Genomic DNA, 15,809 nt, shown 5'->3' with positions numbered 1-15,809 from the left:
ACACTGCCATACTCATGGTTTGACCGAGGGAGGCAGTTTAGATGTCCATGATCAAGGTTAACGATATCGACGGTGTGCGTATCATACAGTTCAATCGCTTAGATAAACTGAACGCCATCAATCTGGAAATGTACCGTGAACTCACAGCTTACCTGATTGAAGGTGACAGCAACAATGACATCTGCAGCTTTCTGCTCTGTGGCGAACCGCACTGTTTTACTGCAGGCAATGACATTGCTGATTTTCTCAACTTGCCCAACATAGATGCTGAGCATCCGGCCATTCAATTTCTGTTCTGCTTACTGGCATTGAAAAAACCGTTGATTGCCGCAGTCAGTGGCCCTGCTATCGGCATCGGCACCACCATGTTGCTGCATTGCGATCTGGTTTATGCTGATGCAAGTGCGCAATTTCAACTGCCCTTTATCAATCTCGCCCTTGTGCCCGAAGCAGGTGCCAGCATGTTGCTACCACAACTGGTAGGCTTCCCTCGTGCGGCCGAGCTACTGCTCACTGGTGAGCCATTTAACGCCATGCAAGCGCGCGGCTATCGCATCATCAATGAAATCATTGAAGAAGACGAGTTATTTGAGTTTAGTCTTAGCAAAGCCAAGTTGATTGCCAGCAAACCAAGTGCAGCGGTGCAACAAACCAAAGCGCTGATGAAACCTTGGAAGAATCAGCTCAAACTGCATATGCAGCAAGAGTTGGATTGCTTTACCAAGTGTCTCAGCAGCGACGAAGCTCGGCAGCATTTTCAACAATTCTTGATGAACAGATTCTGAAAGCACGACTAACAACAGCAAGCTGACGACTGAACACGCATAGTGTGGCTGTCTGCTTAACACCCTTTATGTTAAAGGCGCTAAGTAGACGGTCAAGGTTGTTGCAATGCGCGATTAAAACCCCACACAGCTAGCAATATCAACATGATTGGCCACAATAAACTTGCACCACTCAACAGCAGTACTAAAGCCATCAGCGAACAAGACAAGGTCGCTAACGCCATCAAACTAAAAGCCGCCGTCACCCAACAGAGCAAAAGCAGCACCGTCATCGCAGCGAGACTCATTGACCAAAGGCTCTCATCAAACCACATCAGCGGTGATGCCATAATCCATGACAGAGTGTCAGCCTGAGTCATCATTAACGCCAGCAGGATAAAGCCAGCCACTAAGGCCCAAACCAATAACTGCGAACTTCGACGGTAGCGTCTGTGTTTATGCATTTGACCTCCCGCCGTACTAACGATTTTTTAGCATGGGATACAGCGCGCTCAACCCGAAGTACACCAATAAGGTCGTAATAGGTTGAATGATCCCAAGTAAAATCCACGTTAGACGTACAGTGGTTAGCGACCACGACATATCTGTCGCCAACTTATGACTTAACCCACAGAGCCATTTTTTAGGATTCCCCATACGTTCAGCTAAATTCATTATTCGCTCCTGTTACTTAGCCGCAGTTTGTAACGCGTTGGCGTCGTTCGCGACTGGCGCATCATTCGCTTCAGCCATCATAGGTGCTTGGCTGTTATCAAGTTCGAGACTGGCCAGCGACAAACTCAGTTCGCGTTGAATTGAAGCGAGGATTTCAGCCTTCGCACCGTAATACAGCTCATTGGCTTGCTGGCTAATGCTGTTGCTGATTGAAGTCACCAATTGGTGTTGAACATCAGCAGCGGTATCTGCCGCTTCTGCAGCGTTACCCAATAAGCTAGTTGAAACCAATACACCGGCAATTAAAGTAGAAGTGAAGTTTTTCATGTGAATCATCCTTTTATTCAGTGCTGAACTATTCAGCGTTCGAACAGGATAATTCAAGGGGTGTGCCAGAATTCAAAAATAACACGTAATATATTGAAATATAAATAAAATTTATATTTTTAACGAGGTGGTTGCAGCAGAAAATTGGGCACAGATTACCGATAAATGCTGCAGCTAAATTAAACAGTGGCGAATTTCACCACTGTTGTCGTTATTTTAACCAACAGCGTTTTTAGCCTTGCTGAATACTGGCGCGTGCAGCCAATACCACCTCACAATCGGCCCCCTGCTTATGGGCATTTTCGCTGAGGTAACGGCGCCAACGACGGCCACCGGCCACCCCTTGATAGAGCCCCGTCATGTGTCGGGTAATGTGGTTCAAGCGACCGCCATTTTGCAAGTGACGCTCAATATAAGGCAGCATCAAATCAACCACCTCATCACGCGTTAAGCTCGGTTTATCCAGTCCATACAAACGTTGATCAACGTCGGCCAACAGATAAGGATTTTGGTAAGCTTCGCGGCCAACCATTACCCCATCGAGGTGTTGCAGATGGGTATCCATCTCTTCAAAGGTTTTTACGCCGCCATTGAGGCTAATATTGAGCTGCGGATAATCCTGCTTCAGTTGATAGACGCGCGGATAATCCAACGGCGGAATTTCCCGGTTCTCTTTCGGGCTCAAGCCGTTCAACCACGCTTTACGCGCATGGATAATAAAAGTCTCGCAGCCAGTGGCGCTAACCTTATCAATAAAGCGGGTCAAAAATGGGTAGGAATCTTGCTCATCAATGCCGATGCGGGTCTTCACTGTCACCGGAATGTCGACCACATCCTGCATCGCTTTAATACAATCAGCAACCAGCGCTGGTTCGCCCATTAGACAAGCGCCAAAACGGCCATTTTGAACACGATCAGATGGACAACCGACGTTGAGATTAACTTCATCATAGCCACGTTCTGCGGCGATTTTGGCACATTTAGCCAAAGCAGCGGGATCACTCCCCCCGAGTTGCAACGCTAACGGATGCTCTTCGCTGTTGTATTCGAGGTAATCCCCTTTACCAAACAGAATCGCGCCGGTGGTAACCATCTCGGTATAGAGCAAGGTTTGCGACGACATAAGGCGAGCAAAGTAGCGGTAATGGCGATCAGTCCACTCCAACATGGGCGCAATACTAAAGCGACGATAATGATTAAGAGGCTGCTTCACACTGATTACCTATAGTTAAACGCTGCTGCATAACGCAGCACCATGACGATCTGGGCGGGCGATTATACACACAGTAGGTATTGAGCTCAAAAATATGGCCCGCAACTCAGTAGCAATGGTCGAAATGGGCGGATTGAATACACATAAACTGTAGCTGCGCCTCCGACAGCGCCGCGACTTCAAGCAACTTCAGGGGCTCAACAACCGTATCTGCCCCGAGCACCATTGGCGTAGCTTGGGCAGCATTGTCTGCACCACAATCCAACCAAGCCTCATGATGCTGCAGCGCAAAATGGTGCCGAGTCGCGTCGGCCAATTTGATCTCCCACACCTGTGCGCTCAGGTTTGCTAATGCCAGCTTAGAAAAAAGATAACGGGCAAGATCATAGCTAGACAACGGCAAGCGTTGCAGCTCAGGCAATAAATTTTCGAGCGTTTCAGCCTCTGATAACCGCGTCATAGCTTCCCTTGTTCAAATGTATGAAATTGCAAAACTGCGCTAACGCTTTAGCCCAGCAGCAGATAGAAATCTCGTCCGGAGAGTGTCTGAAAATCAATAATCTGCATATTCGCGGCGCGACAGTGGGCTTTTATTGATGCACTATTATGTTCGGCGATCAACGCAATGACTTGGCCTGACGACTTTGCTTTCGCCGCCGCATATAGCTGCTGAAACGCGCCCTTACCTCTTGCTCGTTGATGGAGCCACACGGGACCACACACATTGAGATGTTGCCAATCTATGCCCAACTCTCTGTTACCAGAGCAACGGTTGTGCAGCTGGCGATAGAGCGGGCTGTGTTGATGAAAGTCAAACTTGGCAAATACCAAATACCCCACCGCAGAAGCGTTATCAAAAATCAGCCAAATCGCTCGCTGCGCGACTAATGTCTGCAACTGTTGCTCATCAAAAAAATCGCCAGATACCCCTTGGCGCAGCTCAATTTCGGAAAATTCATCAGAAACGGCCAACTTTTCTAACGCTTTAATCACCGGAATATCGCTTTTATCCGCACATTTTATCTGCATAACTCACTAATTTTTATGTTATTTAAATAAAAACATAGCCACTACACACTTTTGCTATAGCACACTGGAATAAAGTTGCAAATCTGCAACAAAGTCACCACACTTACCTATAACTCAATAACATAGGCGAAACACCTTATGCTGCCCGATACAGTGAAACCAGGAAAAAGTTTGCTGGAACATGATAACCACGGACTCAACCTCGTGCGCTGGGTGCAACAGTGCGAGTTGATGAAACACTATTATCAGGCAGATAAAGTATTTGTGCTGCAAAAAACTGACGCTGGCTTTGAAATTATTGCCAGTGCAGCTGATACCACGTTTCGGTTCGCCCCTGGTAAACAGTTCGAGCTTGAAAGCCCATTATTGCAGCAGATGACCTCCAGTGGCATCGGCGGCCTTAACCTCGATCTTACTCAAATGGTCTCCGATGAACTGCCGAAAGAATTTAGCAACGCAATATGCATCTTATCTCGGCCGGTATTTTGGCCCGATGGTTCTGAGTTCGGTTGTTTGTGTGTGGTGAATGCGCACGCCAATGAGGTGCAGCACGTATCGCCAATGATGCTTGAGCCATTTCAAATTTTACTGCAACAAGATTTAGCCTTGCTATGCCAAAACCATCGGATTGAAGCCTTGTCGATGCGCGATCCAGCCACCGGTATGTTGAACAGTTATGGCTTCATTATGATGGCGCCGAGGCAGCTCAATTTGGGTCGACGCTTCGGCGCTCATTGCGGCCTAATCTTTTTTGAGTTGGTTCCACAAGGTGAGGTTGACGAAGAAACACAAGAACGGGCACATCGCGAACTGGCGAACTTGTTGATTGGTACCTTGCGCGTTGCGGATATGGCGGCGCATTTTGATGCCACCAAATTTGTCTTGCTGGTGTTTGTGGATATGGAGCGCGATTTAGAGCACATCATTCGTCGGGTCGAAAAGCAATTTGCCCAATCACCCACCCCGATGACGCTAGACTCTAGCGCCAAGTTCTTTGCGCCAGACTCTACAGCCAAACTCGCGCCGATGTTGGAGAGTGCCAAAGAAGGCTTACAGTCATCACATGCAACGCTCAGCATTAATACCGAAGCGTAACATTCAAGCCACCAATTAATAACAACTCATCGAAAAGCCTAATAAATGTGTGTCATGCACGGATATTAGGCTTTTACTTTTTAATGAGAATTGCCAAACTGACGCCCCGCATTAATTTAGCCGTTGTCTTATGCGAAAAATTGCTGTCGTTGTTGCGTTGATAGGGTTCATCAGCGCCTGCCAATCTTCCATCAATGAGCCACAACTTGCGAATCAACTCGTGGGTAAATGGTACCTGACCGCTATTAAGCAGCAAGCCACGCTTAGTTATAGCACCGCTTATTTAACCTTCGCCGAGGACGGTCAACTCAGCGGCAATAACAGCTGTAATAGCTTTACTGGTCACTACCAGTTGGTGGATCACCAGCTGCAACTAACTGCCGAACAAGGTACTCGCAAAGCCTGTGTGGATGCATTGATGCAGCAAGAACAAGCCTTTCGTGAGGTGTTACCACAGGTGGCACAACTGCACATTAAAGGTGATCAGCTGAAGCTACTTGATCGTCATCACCAGCGATTGCTCAAATTAGAGCGCATAAACTAAAAAACCCAGCCGAGGCTAGGTTTTCGTAAAGACTCAAGAGCCAGTAAAGCGTGTAGCTTACGCTTTGAACTGCATTTCGCCAGCGAGATCAAAACGGGTTGGATAAAGTGCTGCTGGTGGCTCGTCACGCTCGACGATGTAGTCCCAGTAGTCATTATCAAACAGGTGAAACCAACCCGAGGTTTTAATTTCTTCGCGAAATACAAACCACCACCAAACTGGTGCCCATAGACCAAAGGTCAAGGTAGTTAATACAAAGTGTAATAGATTTGCCATCAGCCAATTAGGCACTGGATTTTTATTGCTGTTATTCATCGTCTTGCCCCGGAACATCTGTTCACTACAACTCAACACCGGTAACACCGGGAAATCTGTCTAATTCCCGAACAATTATAGCCATCACTAGACTTTAGTCTAATAAGGTTTTGCTATAAAAAATCCGGCCTAAGCAATTTGCAGCAAACGCCAGCCCCTGCTAGATTGTTGCCACTTCATTTTCTCGCTTAGACAAAATCGCCAATATGTTGATACGCAAAGGAACTCAGCAAGACCTCGCCGACATCGTCGCCTTTAACCAAGCCATGGCCTTTGAAACCGAAGGGCTGGAACTTAATGCAGATATCTTGACGCAAGGCGTACAAACACTGCTGAAACAACCCAGTCGCGGCTTCTATTTGGTGGTAGAAAAAGCGGGTGAAATTGCCGCCTCACTGATGGTCACTTTTGAATGGAGTGACTGGCGCGCCAAAGACTACTACTGGATTCAAAGCGTATACGTAAAACCCGCGTTCCGTCGCCAAGGGCTATATCGCGCCCTGTACCAAAAGGTGAAAGACTTAGCAGCAGCGGATAACTCTGCCGCCAGTTTCCGCTTGTATGTCGAGCACGATAACCACGCCGCACAGCACACCTACAAAGCGCTCGGCATGGAGCAAAGCCACTATTTGATGTTTGAAGAAAAGTTAATGTTTGAAGAAAAGGTGAAGTAAACCCATGAGCAACACTATTCGCATCGTCGTCGGCTCAACCAATCCGGTCAAAGTAAATGCGGCTAAAGCCGTGGTCGGCACGCTGCATCCAAACGCCAACATTGTGGTGGAAGCGGTCAAGGCACCCTCTGGTGTCGCTGACCAACCGATGACAGACAGCGAAACCAAGCAAGGTGCCATCAATCGTGTTGAATGGTGTCGCGCACATCATCAAGCTGACTATTACCTCAGCATGGAAGGCGGCGTGGATAATTTCGACCATGGCCCGGCCACCTTTGCCTATGTCACCATCGCCACCAACACGCAATTGTGTGTTGGGCGTAGCGCATTGTTACCGTTACCGCAGCAAGTGTTTGATAAATTACCCGCGCAAGAACTCGGTGAGATTATGGATGCGCTATTCAACACAGTGAATGTGAAGCAGGCGGGCGGTGCGATTGGCTTATTAACCCAAGGTCATGCCAGTCGAGAAAGCATTTATACCGCAGCACTGATCCTCGCCAGCGCCCCGTTACGATTCCGTGACTTGTACTGATCCACAGAGATTACACTGTTCCACGGAGATTGCACTGTGCAAATTCTCAGGCTATGTTGTGCTATTCATTGAACAACTTTCATTCACCACTCGCCATGACTGACCGCTCTCACGCTAAGCCACCGCAAGGATTAATTCCCGCCAAACAATCATGGCGCTGGCGAGTGACGCCCAACATCAATATTCGCCCTATCAAAGCCGAAGACAACGCCGCCGTCGCGCAGTTAATTCGCACAGTCTCGGCCGAGTATGAGCTGACACCCGAGAAAGGCTACAGTGTGGGTGACGCAACCTTAGATCATATCGCCACAGTTTATGCCCCTGAAGGTCATCTCTATTTGGTAATTGAGGCTGATGGCGAGATCGTGGGCGGTTGTGGTATCGGCGCCCTTGCTGGCAACAACGATATCTGTGAACTGCAGAAAATGTACTTTCTTCCAAGCATTCGTGGCAGAGGTTTAGCGAGCGCAATTGCGCAATTGTGTATGAACTTTGCCCGTGACTTTGGTTATCAGCAGATCTACCTTGAGACGACCGAAATCCTGCCAGAGGCGCTTCGACTATACTATCACCTCGGTTTTCGTCGCTTGCCACAGCATTTGGGGAATACCGGACACACAGTGTGCGAAATCCCCATGCTAAAAGCGCTGTAAACTGGCGAAAAATACATCAGCTGAACAACATCTCCCTGTGCAGCCTTGAAAAAACTTGTTAGCTTGAATCTCTTATTCAAGCAAAGGGAGTGATTGATGGAATATCGCCGAATTCCCCAGACGAGCCTTGATGTCAGTAAGCTGTGCCTCGGCACCATGACGTGGGGCGAGCAAAACAGTCAGGCAGAGGCCTTTGCGCAACTGGACTGCGCGATTGGCGCTGGCATCAACTTTATTGATACCGCCGAAATGTATCCGGTTCCCCCTAAGCCAGAAACCCAAGGCGCTACCGAAACCATTTTGGGCGAATATTTACGCAGTCGTAAAAATCGCGACAAGCTAGTCATCGCCACCAAAATCGCCGGCCCCGGCCGATGCGATTACATTCGTCCCAGTATGGCATTGGATTGGAACAATATTCATGCTGCGGTGGATGCCTCGTTAGAGCGCTTGGGGATTGATACCATCGACCTGTACCAAATCCACTGGCCGCAACGTCACACCAACTTTTTTGGCGAGTTGTACTACCCTGAAAACCCACGTGAAACCAAAGCCTCGATCATCGAAACCCTCGAAGCCTTGGCAGAAGTGATCCGCATGGGCAAGGTGCGTTATATCGGCGTTTCAAACGAAACCCCTTGGGGCATCATGAAGTATCTGCAGTATGCCGAGAAACATAGCCTGCCACGCATCGTCACCGTACAAAACCCGTATAGCTTGCTAAACCGCAGTTTTGAAGTAGGCATGAGTGAAATCAGCCACCGCGAACAGCTGCCGCTGTTGGCCTACTCACCACTGGCGTTCGGCACGCTCACGGGTAAATACCTCAATGGCCAAAGCCCTGAAAATGCGCGGCTAACCTTGTTCAAACGTTTCTCTCGTTATAACGGCAGTCAACAAGCATTAAAGGCCACGGAAGCCTATGTTGCACTAGCAAAAAAACTCAATCTGAGTCCGGCACAACTGGCGCTCGCATGGGTCAACAGCCGTCCATTTGTGGGCAGTAATATTATCGGCGCCACCAGCGTGCAGCAGTTAGAAGAGAACATCGGCAGCCTGGATTTAACTCTTGATGAAGAGATACTGCAGTCACTGCGAGATATCTCCGACGAGTTCCGCTTGCCTTGCCCTTAGTGAAAGCTCGTTGACTGCAAACAGGCTAAAGCCCTTGCAATAGGCGGCAGAATCTTTGAAGATCTGCCGCCTATTCTTTTGTTGCAACGCTGAGCATTGATCCATGAACCACGCTGCTATTCGCGCGCAGTTTCCACTGCTGACCTTATCTCAAGGTGACTATCCGCTGTGTTATCTCGACACCGCCGCGACCGCGCAGAAACCTGAAAGCGTAATCGCCGCGATGGATCACTACTATCGCCAGCAAAATGCCAATGTGCACCGTGGTTCTTATCAATTATCTGCCAGCGCCACCCGCGCAGTAGAAGCGGTGCGCGACCAGCTCGCAAGCTTTATCAATGCCCATATCCGCCAAGAGCTTATCTTTACCCACGGCACCACCGAATCACTCAACATGCTGGCCTATGGTTTGGCGCCGCAACTGAGCGCCGGTGATTTGATGTTGATTGATAGTGCCGCCCATCACGCCAATTTAGTGCCGTGGCAGCAACTGGCATTGCGCACAGGGGCAATCGTCGAACCGATTGCCCTGGATGGCCAGCAGCGCTTGGACATCAAAGCCTTCAAAACCCAGCTCGCGCGCAATCCAAAACTGGTGACGCTGAGTCATGTGTCCAATGTGCTCGGTACCGTGAATGATATCGCTCAGTTGTGTCAGCTAGCGAAACAAGCAGGCGCGATGACAGTCGTCGATGGCGCGCAAGCGATTGCGCACTTAAGCGTGGATGTGCAAGCCATCGGCTGCGATTTTTATGCCTTTTCTGGCCACAAAATGTATGGCCCAACTGGCGTTGGCGTCTTATGGGGCAAGCTTGCCGAGCTCGAAAAGTTAACCCCGCTGCTGACTGGCGGCGAGATGATCAAAACCGTGAGTTTCAGTGGCACCACCTTTGGCGCGCTGCCGCATCGGTTAGAAGCGGGCACACCGCCGATTGCCGAGATTATTGGCCTTGGCGAAGCGATCGAATTTCTCCAGCAACACGCCAACAGCGACAGCAACGCCCATGAGCAACGCATGCTGCAACTACTGCAGCAAGGATTGGCTCAGTTGCCAGAAATCGAGTTATACGGCGCCCACAGTGATAACTGCGGTGCGGTGGCGTTTAACGTGCGCGGCGAACATCATCAAGACATCGGCGCGCTGCTAGATCAGCAAGGCGTAGCGATTCGCTGCGGCCATCACTGCGCCATGCCGCTGATGGAACTGTTACAGCTCAGCGGTTGCTGCCGCGCCTCGATTGGCATCTACACCAATGAGCAAGATATTCAGCAGTTTTTAGCAGCGCTGAAGCAAACCCTTGAACTGCTGAATGAGGATTTTTAATTGTGACCGACGCTTTACCATCACTGCCTGCCACGCAATTTAGCGCCTTTTATCAACAGCAAGATAAGCTGCTTAGCGCTCGTGATAAACTGGCTCAGGCCAGTAACTGGCAAGATAAATACCGCTTGCTGATGCAACTGGGCAAACTGCTGCCAGCTATGGATGACGCGTTCAAAACTGCGAAAGCCCAAGTGGATGGCTGCGAAAGTGCCGCCTGGTTGTATCACACTGAAATCAATGGCCAGCACTTCTATCTGGCGGACAGCGAAGCGCGTATCGTCAAGGGCCTGATTGTGCTGATTTTAGCCGCCACCAATGGTGCAACGACAGCGGATATCAATGCCTTTAACGCAGAGGCGTATTTTGCTCAATTGGGATTGGCTGGCCAGTTGAGTCCGTCGCGCAGTAATGGGCTCTATGCGTTAGTGCAGCAAGTTAAGCTAATGGCGCAATAATCTCACCCAAATAATCTCGCTCACAAGTAACAGGCTAAACTTGTCTCCTTGCCCTGACGTAACGCAGGCAGTTGCACTTCAACAGGGCAAAACCTCACCATATTAGTGCACATAAAGATTCATCCCACATACCACCACAATAAACAACATACTGATTTTAAATGATTATTAATTTTGGCACACTACCTGCAATTGATAAAATGAAAATAAAACAGGCACTGAAGTCTGTGGCTTAATCGGAATGTGCAGCCTTCAAATTCAGTATGAGTGCACTGAATTTGAATGTATCACCGGGTAATGGCGCCCTAAGTATTACGTGTTAATCACGCAATACTTAGGGCGTTTTTTTATGCCTGAATTTTGCCGTGATAGCCCTGCAGTCCCGAACATGTATCTCAAACGCTGAATCTCAATGACAACTGTGTGAGGAACCCAAGATGTCTTATGTAGAACCAAATGAATTCGTCACCAAAATGGTCGATCAAGGTGAATCCAAGGTTTATATGTCTACCCGAGACACCTTGATTCGTGCATTTATGGCAGGGGCGATTTTGGCGTTAGCCGCCGTATTCGCCATCACAGTCGCGGTTAAAACCGGGCAACCACTGATCGGCGCAATATTGTTCCCAGTGGGCTTTATCATGCTGTACTTGATGAAGTTCGATTTGCTCACAGGCGTGTTTACCTTAGTGCCATTGGCATTAATCGATAAGCGACCTGGGGTGACCATGAGCCAAGTACTGCGGAACTGGGGCTTGGTATTTTTGGGTAACTTTGGCGGTGCACTGACCGTCGCCTTTATGATGTCGTTTATTCTCACCTACGGCTATAACGTCGACGGAGGGATCATCGCCGAGAAAGTCGCCAAGATTGGCGAGTCACGCACCTTAGGCTACAAGGCACAAGGGTTCGATGGCTGGTTGACTATTTTTATCCGCGGCATGTTGTGTAACTGGATGGTGTCCATGGGGGTTGTGGGCGCGATGATCTCTAGCTCTGCAACCGGTAAAATGATGGCGATGTGGATGCCAATTATGTTGTTCTTCTTTATGGGCTTTGAGCACTCGATTGTGAATATGTTTTTGTTCCCATTCTCAATGATCATGGGCGGTAACTTCACCTTTATGGAGTATATCGTCTGGAACGAAATTCCAACGGCGCTCGGTAATCTGGTGGGTGGATTTGTGTTGGTTGGCTTACCGCTGTACTTTACTCACGTACGCACTAGCCCTGCCCGTACCTTGAAAAAATCGGCCTAATCGCGGATAAAAAAAGACCGCCAAACGTGGCGGTCTTTTGCTATTTACACATACGTTAGCGCAGTAGCACCAACAGAAAACCCGCAGCGAGCATCACTCCTCCGTAACCAAATGCAATATTGCGATGGTGGGTTTTGAACAGTGCATAGCAAGCGCTTTCTCCAAACACACAGCATAAGATGCCGGCAGTCACCAGCGGCGCGCCAAGGAGCAACAATTGTTGGCTAATATCCGCTGACGCCATAGGCTCTAGGTGAGCAAAACGATAGCCAAAAGCAAAGGCTAACACGCCTGTTAACGCTATCGCCCCGTGTACCGACCAACGCACATTTCCCGCGACCAACATACCGATCAAAAACACTGCCAGTAACATTCCCTCTTCTGCAAATATCATTGCGATTGAAGTGTGCTCGGTGGCAAAGCCAGCCAATAACAACACTGAGAAACTCAGGGGTAATGCCCACAATGCTCGACCACCAATCTGCATCGCCCAAATGCCAACGCCAATCATAAACAACACAGTTGCGATGAATTGCCAATGTGGAAATTGGGGCAATTCCGGTGACAAAACTGGCGCAAAAGAAAACCAAAATAACAAGGCAATAAGCAATGTAATCGGTAGACGGAACGGATGTTCATTAAACGCGGAGAAGTTGCGCATACATACCTCTAGTTGGCCTGTGATACACAACTACACCTTAGAAGAGTTTATCCGCTGAGGATTTGACTTAGTTCAAAAAAACCACAAAAGCTGTTCAATTCCGATAACGACTTTAGTCTTGATTGAGTCAACCGATTAGCAATCGCTATTCGCAAGTGACAAACGTTGCTCCCGCGGTTTATCTGGAGAGCTTTCACCTGTCGCGACGAACTCACTCCCCTCAAGATGAAACTGAATATCCCCCATCCAATCTAAACGGCCAAGCTCTTTCAGCTCATAGCGACCAAGAGGACGCGGACAGACTCGATACACGTAGTGATAAGCCGTCCCAAAAGCACCGGGATCTGCGGTATAGACGTAAAACGGTTGTCCATCGAGTGAAAACTCGTTATGAAAGTGCTCAAGGTAACCGGCGCTTGGCAGATTCAACATCACCCCTAACAACACAAAGGGCAGCTGCATGAGGCATAACCCAGTTAAAACTGAGACGGGGATAATTGGCCGCTTCAGCTTGGGCTTAAGGTATGGATATAGGGCTAACAGCACAGTCCCGACAATAAACAACATGCCCAGTTTTAGCAGCAATAGATATGCCCTCACATAGGCGGTCAACATCGGTGACTGCCAATTCAGCCCCCAAAGTGTGCCCGGATAGAGCGACTCCAATAACGGCAATAGCACCAAACACCACAGAAAAATCCAGACACGATACTTCACCATCCATTGCAACATTACGCATTATTCCTTTTTAAATACAGTCTATTATCGCTGTCAGCAGCAAGCTAAGTTAACGACTATACCCGAGCCAAGCTGAACCTCAGCATACAGGGGCAGCAAAAAGCCGACGCTGATGTCGGCTTTGAGTGTTGATACAGGTTAATCAAGCAGCATGATTACAAACGGTTACTGCCGACCACCATCATTTCGCATTTCTGGCAATCAAATACCAACTTGAGCGTATCGCTGCCGACTTCGAGCACCATCGGCTCGGCTTTGATCCCTGGAGTTTCTTTCGGACACAGGTTAAAGCTGTAGCGCAAACAGTGCTTAGTGATCATCAATGGCGCATCATTCAGCACTTGGTTTTTCTCATAAGCTGCGTCGATTTCAATCACGCCATGCTGCTTGTAAAAGCTTTCCGCTTTGTCATTGAGCACGTTACCCAAGAAGCTCAAATGCTTCTGCGGGAAGGTGGCAACATCACTACGTGGCCATTGCGGTGGGCGCTGATAGTTATCAACGCGGTATTGCTCAAACGCGTCAATCGCCTCACGGCGCAGCGCGTTTAACTGCCCAGCTGGCACAAACCACGGCTGCGAAGTGGCAATCTCAACCTTGCGAGCGTGATAACGAGTCCCTCCGAGTTTCGCCAAGCCTTTTTGCTGTTGGGCAATGGTTTTTTCTGCATCATTGGCGGCTTGTTTTTCGAGTTCGGCGCTGACTTCAATCTGATGACCATGATCATCTTTAACCCGTACACCTAAGCCGCTGTCGGTATCAAACAAGGTGATATCGACTTCAATCAAACGCTTAGATGACTCTTTGCTAAGAATCGCTTCAAAGTCATGGTCAAGGTTACGGAATAGCTCCATGCCCACGCGCAAATCGTTTGGCACATGGTTGGCCAAGTAGGCGCGATTGCCTTCGGCGCGGTTTACCCGTAAGCCACTCAGCTTGGCATCCGAGTGAATTGCTTTTTGGAAATCGATGGTGAAATAACACAGGCCATCACCGTTGTGCAGCTGTTCAACTTCACTACCGCTGTGGTCGATCTCCAGCCAGTCTTTGCCTATGGCAGTCACTTTACCGGCTGATTGCCCCAGATATTTCGGCGTGCGGAAATCGTTTAAGCCACCGTGGCGTTGATTCACAAAGTAATCAGTTTTGCCGCGGTTAAAGCTTTTGTCTGGATTCGGCACAAAGGTGTATTCGCAGCGGCCATGAGATGCTGCTTGCAACGCTGGATTGCGATCGAGGATCTTATCCAGCTGCTGACGATAGTGCGCGGTCACGTTCTTCACGTAACTCAGATCTTTCAAACGGCCTTCAATCTTAAATGAGCGAATACCGGCGTTGATCAGCGCATCCAAGTTATCAGTCTGGTTGTTGTCTTTCAGTGATAACAGGTGTTGGTTTTCTGCCAGTTGCTCACCATCACGGGTTTTCAAGTTACATGGCAGGCGGCACATCTGCGAACATTCGCCGCGGTTAGCCGAGCGCTTAGAAAACGCATGGCTCAAATTACACAAGCCTGAATAACTCACACACAGCGCACCATGGATGAAGAACTCCAAGCGGGTTTTCACGGTGGCGGCAATATCTGCAATCTGTTGCAGGCTCAGCTCGCGCGCCAACACCACTTGCGAGAAGCCCACTTGTTCCATAAACGCGACTTTTTCAGGGGTGCGGTTATCGGTTTGGGTACTGGCGTGCAGCGCAATTGGCGGCAGATCTAACTGCAATACGCCCATGTCTTGCACGATCAACGCATCAACGCCCGCATCATAAAGCTCATGGATCAGCGTATCGGCTTGTTGCAGTTCGGCATCCGACATAATGGTATTGAGCGCCACAAACACCTGCGCACCATAACCGTGGGCAAACTCGCTCAAGCGGGCAATATCACTCACGCTGTTCCCTGCGGTAGCGCGCGCACCAAAGGCTGGGCCACCGATATACACCGCATCTGCGCCGTGGCGAATAGCTTCGATACCGTAATCAGCATTTTTTGCGGGAGACAAAAGTTCCAGTTTGTTATCCAGAATGATGTCATTGGCAGGGGTGTAGATTTGCACCATGTTGAGCAGCTTCCAATATTAGCGAAGCGCGGATTATAGCAAAAAAGCCGCAAGGGCACAGAATTCAATCGATACTCATTTACGCCCGCGTCATTGCCGTCAAATCACTTGGGGTTTTGTAAAATTTCGCCCACAAAGTGTAAATACACTGCCAACGCGTGAATCTTTAAAAATAACGATTAACCAACTAATAAATCGTAGAAAATCAAAGAAACTCTATTAAATAACTTTTCATTTTATTGCCAATTACACCTGTGCAAGTTAGCAGTTTCACCGCGCTAATTTTCAATTTCCCCTCAGTGTCGGTAAAGTGGCAAGCGATAAAATCTCGCTGCAACGCTGAAGTAAATTTCA

Annotated in this window: 19 protein-coding genes; 10 read left to right on the top strand and 9 right to left on the bottom strand. The window is 48.8% G+C overall.

The genetic code is table 11. The features are described from left to right. Nucleotides 1-41: 41 nt before the first annotated feature. A complete protein-coding gene (locus tag JYB87_RS03370) occupies nt 42-785 on the top strand; it encodes an enoyl-CoA hydratase-related protein (protein WP_207355509.1) in 744 nt (247 codons plus the stop codon). A 92-nt stretch (nt 786-877) separates the two neighbouring features. Here JYB87_RS03370 and JYB87_RS03365 read toward each other — a convergent pair whose 3' ends face one another. The 5 genes from JYB87_RS03365 to JYB87_RS03345 all read right to left on the bottom strand — a co-directional run bounded on the left by JYB87_RS03365 (nt 878) and on the right by JYB87_RS03345 (nt 4,008). Beyond that, nucleotides 878-1,228, bottom strand: coding sequence for a hypothetical protein (locus tag JYB87_RS03365; protein WP_207355508.1), 351 nt, complete (start codon nt 1,226-1,228; stop codon nt 878-880). Between the two features lie 223 nt (nt 1,229-1,451). Next, complete coding sequence (locus tag JYB87_RS03360) at nt 1,452-1,766, bottom strand: hypothetical protein (protein WP_207355507.1); 315 nt, start codon at nt 1,764-1,766, stop codon at nt 1,452-1,454. A 232-nt stretch (nt 1,767-1,998) separates the two neighbouring features. Further along, nucleotides 1,999-2,985, bottom strand: a complete 987-nt coding sequence (gene dusA, locus JYB87_RS03355) for a tRNA dihydrouridine(20/20a) synthase DusA (RefSeq protein ID WP_207356582.1) — start codon at nt 2,983-2,985, stop codon at nt 1,999-2,001. A gap of 100 nt (nt 2,986-3,085) precedes the next feature. Next, nucleotides 3,086-3,439, bottom strand: coding sequence for a hypothetical protein (locus JYB87_RS03350; protein WP_207355506.1), 354 nt, complete (start codon nt 3,437-3,439; stop codon nt 3,086-3,088). 47 nt (nt 3,440-3,486) lie between these two features. Then, on the bottom strand, nt 3,487-4,008 hold the full coding sequence (locus tag JYB87_RS03345; protein ID WP_207355505.1) for a hypothetical protein: 522 nt from the start codon (nt 4,006-4,008) through the stop codon (nt 3,487-3,489). 171 nt (nt 4,009-4,179) lie between these two features. On the opposite strand from JYB87_RS03345, the gene JYB87_RS03340 reads away from it, so the two are divergent. Both JYB87_RS03340 and JYB87_RS03335 read left to right on the top strand, forming a co-directional pair. Next, nucleotides 4,180-5,103, top strand: coding sequence for a GGDEF domain-containing protein (locus tag JYB87_RS03340; protein WP_228729934.1), 924 nt, complete (start codon nt 4,180-4,182; stop codon nt 5,101-5,103). Between the two features lie 130 nt (nt 5,104-5,233). Further along, nucleotides 5,234-5,647, top strand: coding sequence for an META domain-containing protein (locus tag JYB87_RS03335; protein ID WP_207355503.1), 414 nt, complete (start codon nt 5,234-5,236; stop codon nt 5,645-5,647). Nucleotides 5,648-5,704: 57 nt separating this feature from the next. Here the strand turns inward: JYB87_RS03335 and JYB87_RS03330 are convergent, their stop codons facing one another. Then, on the bottom strand, nt 5,705-5,962 hold the full coding sequence (locus JYB87_RS03330) for a hypothetical protein (RefSeq protein ID WP_207355502.1): 258 nt from the start codon (nt 5,960-5,962) through the stop codon (nt 5,705-5,707). A 206-nt stretch (nt 5,963-6,168) separates the two neighbouring features. Here JYB87_RS03330 and JYB87_RS03325 point away from each other — a divergent pair, with 206 nt between their 5' ends. From JYB87_RS03325 to JYB87_RS03295, 7 genes are all read left to right on the top strand, one after another. Beyond that, complete coding sequence (locus JYB87_RS03325) at nt 6,169-6,636, top strand: GNAT family N-acetyltransferase (RefSeq protein WP_207355501.1); 468 nt, start codon at nt 6,169-6,171, stop codon at nt 6,634-6,636. 4 nt (nt 6,637-6,640) lie between these two features. Then, complete coding sequence (gene yjjX / locus JYB87_RS03320; RefSeq protein WP_207355500.1) at nt 6,641-7,171, top strand: inosine/xanthosine triphosphatase; 531 nt, start codon at nt 6,641-6,643, stop codon at nt 7,169-7,171. A gap of 68 nt (nt 7,172-7,239) precedes the next feature. Further along, on the top strand, nt 7,240-7,824 hold the full coding sequence (locus tag JYB87_RS03315) for a GNAT family N-acetyltransferase (RefSeq protein WP_228729933.1): 585 nt from the start codon (nt 7,240-7,242) through the stop codon (nt 7,822-7,824). 96 nt (nt 7,825-7,920) lie between these two features. Continuing rightward, nucleotides 7,921-8,958, top strand: coding sequence for an NADP(H)-dependent aldo-keto reductase (locus tag JYB87_RS03310; protein ID WP_207355498.1), 1,038 nt, complete (start codon nt 7,921-7,923; stop codon nt 8,956-8,958). A gap of 103 nt (nt 8,959-9,061) precedes the next feature. Then, a complete protein-coding gene (locus JYB87_RS03305; RefSeq protein WP_207355497.1) occupies nt 9,062-10,282 on the top strand; it encodes an aminotransferase class V-fold PLP-dependent enzyme in 1,221 nt (406 codons plus the stop codon). 2 nt (nt 10,283-10,284) lie between these two features. Next, entirely contained in the window at nt 10,285-10,737 is a 453-nt protein-coding gene (locus JYB87_RS03300; protein WP_207355496.1) for a SufE family protein, read from the top strand. Between the two features lie 437 nt (nt 10,738-11,174). Then, nucleotides 11,175-11,996, top strand: coding sequence for a formate/nitrite transporter family protein (locus tag JYB87_RS03295; RefSeq protein WP_207355495.1), 822 nt, complete (start codon nt 11,175-11,177; stop codon nt 11,994-11,996). A gap of 55 nt (nt 11,997-12,051) precedes the next feature. Here the strand turns inward: JYB87_RS03295 and JYB87_RS03290 are convergent, their stop codons facing one another. From JYB87_RS03290 to JYB87_RS03280, 3 genes are all read right to left on the bottom strand, one after another. Beyond that, nucleotides 12,052-12,657 (bottom strand): HupE/UreJ family protein, encoded by a 606-nt coding sequence (locus JYB87_RS03290; RefSeq protein WP_207355494.1) that lies wholly within the window; start codon nt 12,655-12,657, stop codon nt 12,052-12,054. Nucleotides 12,658-12,792: 135 nt separating this feature from the next. Continuing rightward, nucleotides 12,793-13,389, bottom strand: coding sequence for a hypothetical protein (locus tag JYB87_RS03285; RefSeq protein WP_207355493.1), 597 nt, complete (start codon nt 13,387-13,389; stop codon nt 12,793-12,795). Nucleotides 13,390-13,550: 161 nt separating this feature from the next. Beyond that, nucleotides 13,551-15,455, bottom strand: a complete 1,905-nt coding sequence (locus JYB87_RS03280; protein WP_207355492.1) for a peptidase U32 family protein — start codon at nt 15,453-15,455, stop codon at nt 13,551-13,553. Between the last annotated feature and the right edge of the window lie 354 nt (nt 15,456-15,809).

Source organism: Shewanella avicenniae, assembly GCF_017354945.1.
Classification (GTDB): Bacteria; Pseudomonadota; Gammaproteobacteria; order Enterobacterales; family Shewanellaceae; genus Shewanella; species Shewanella avicenniae.
This window is presented reverse-complemented; position numbering and strand designations above follow the sequence as displayed.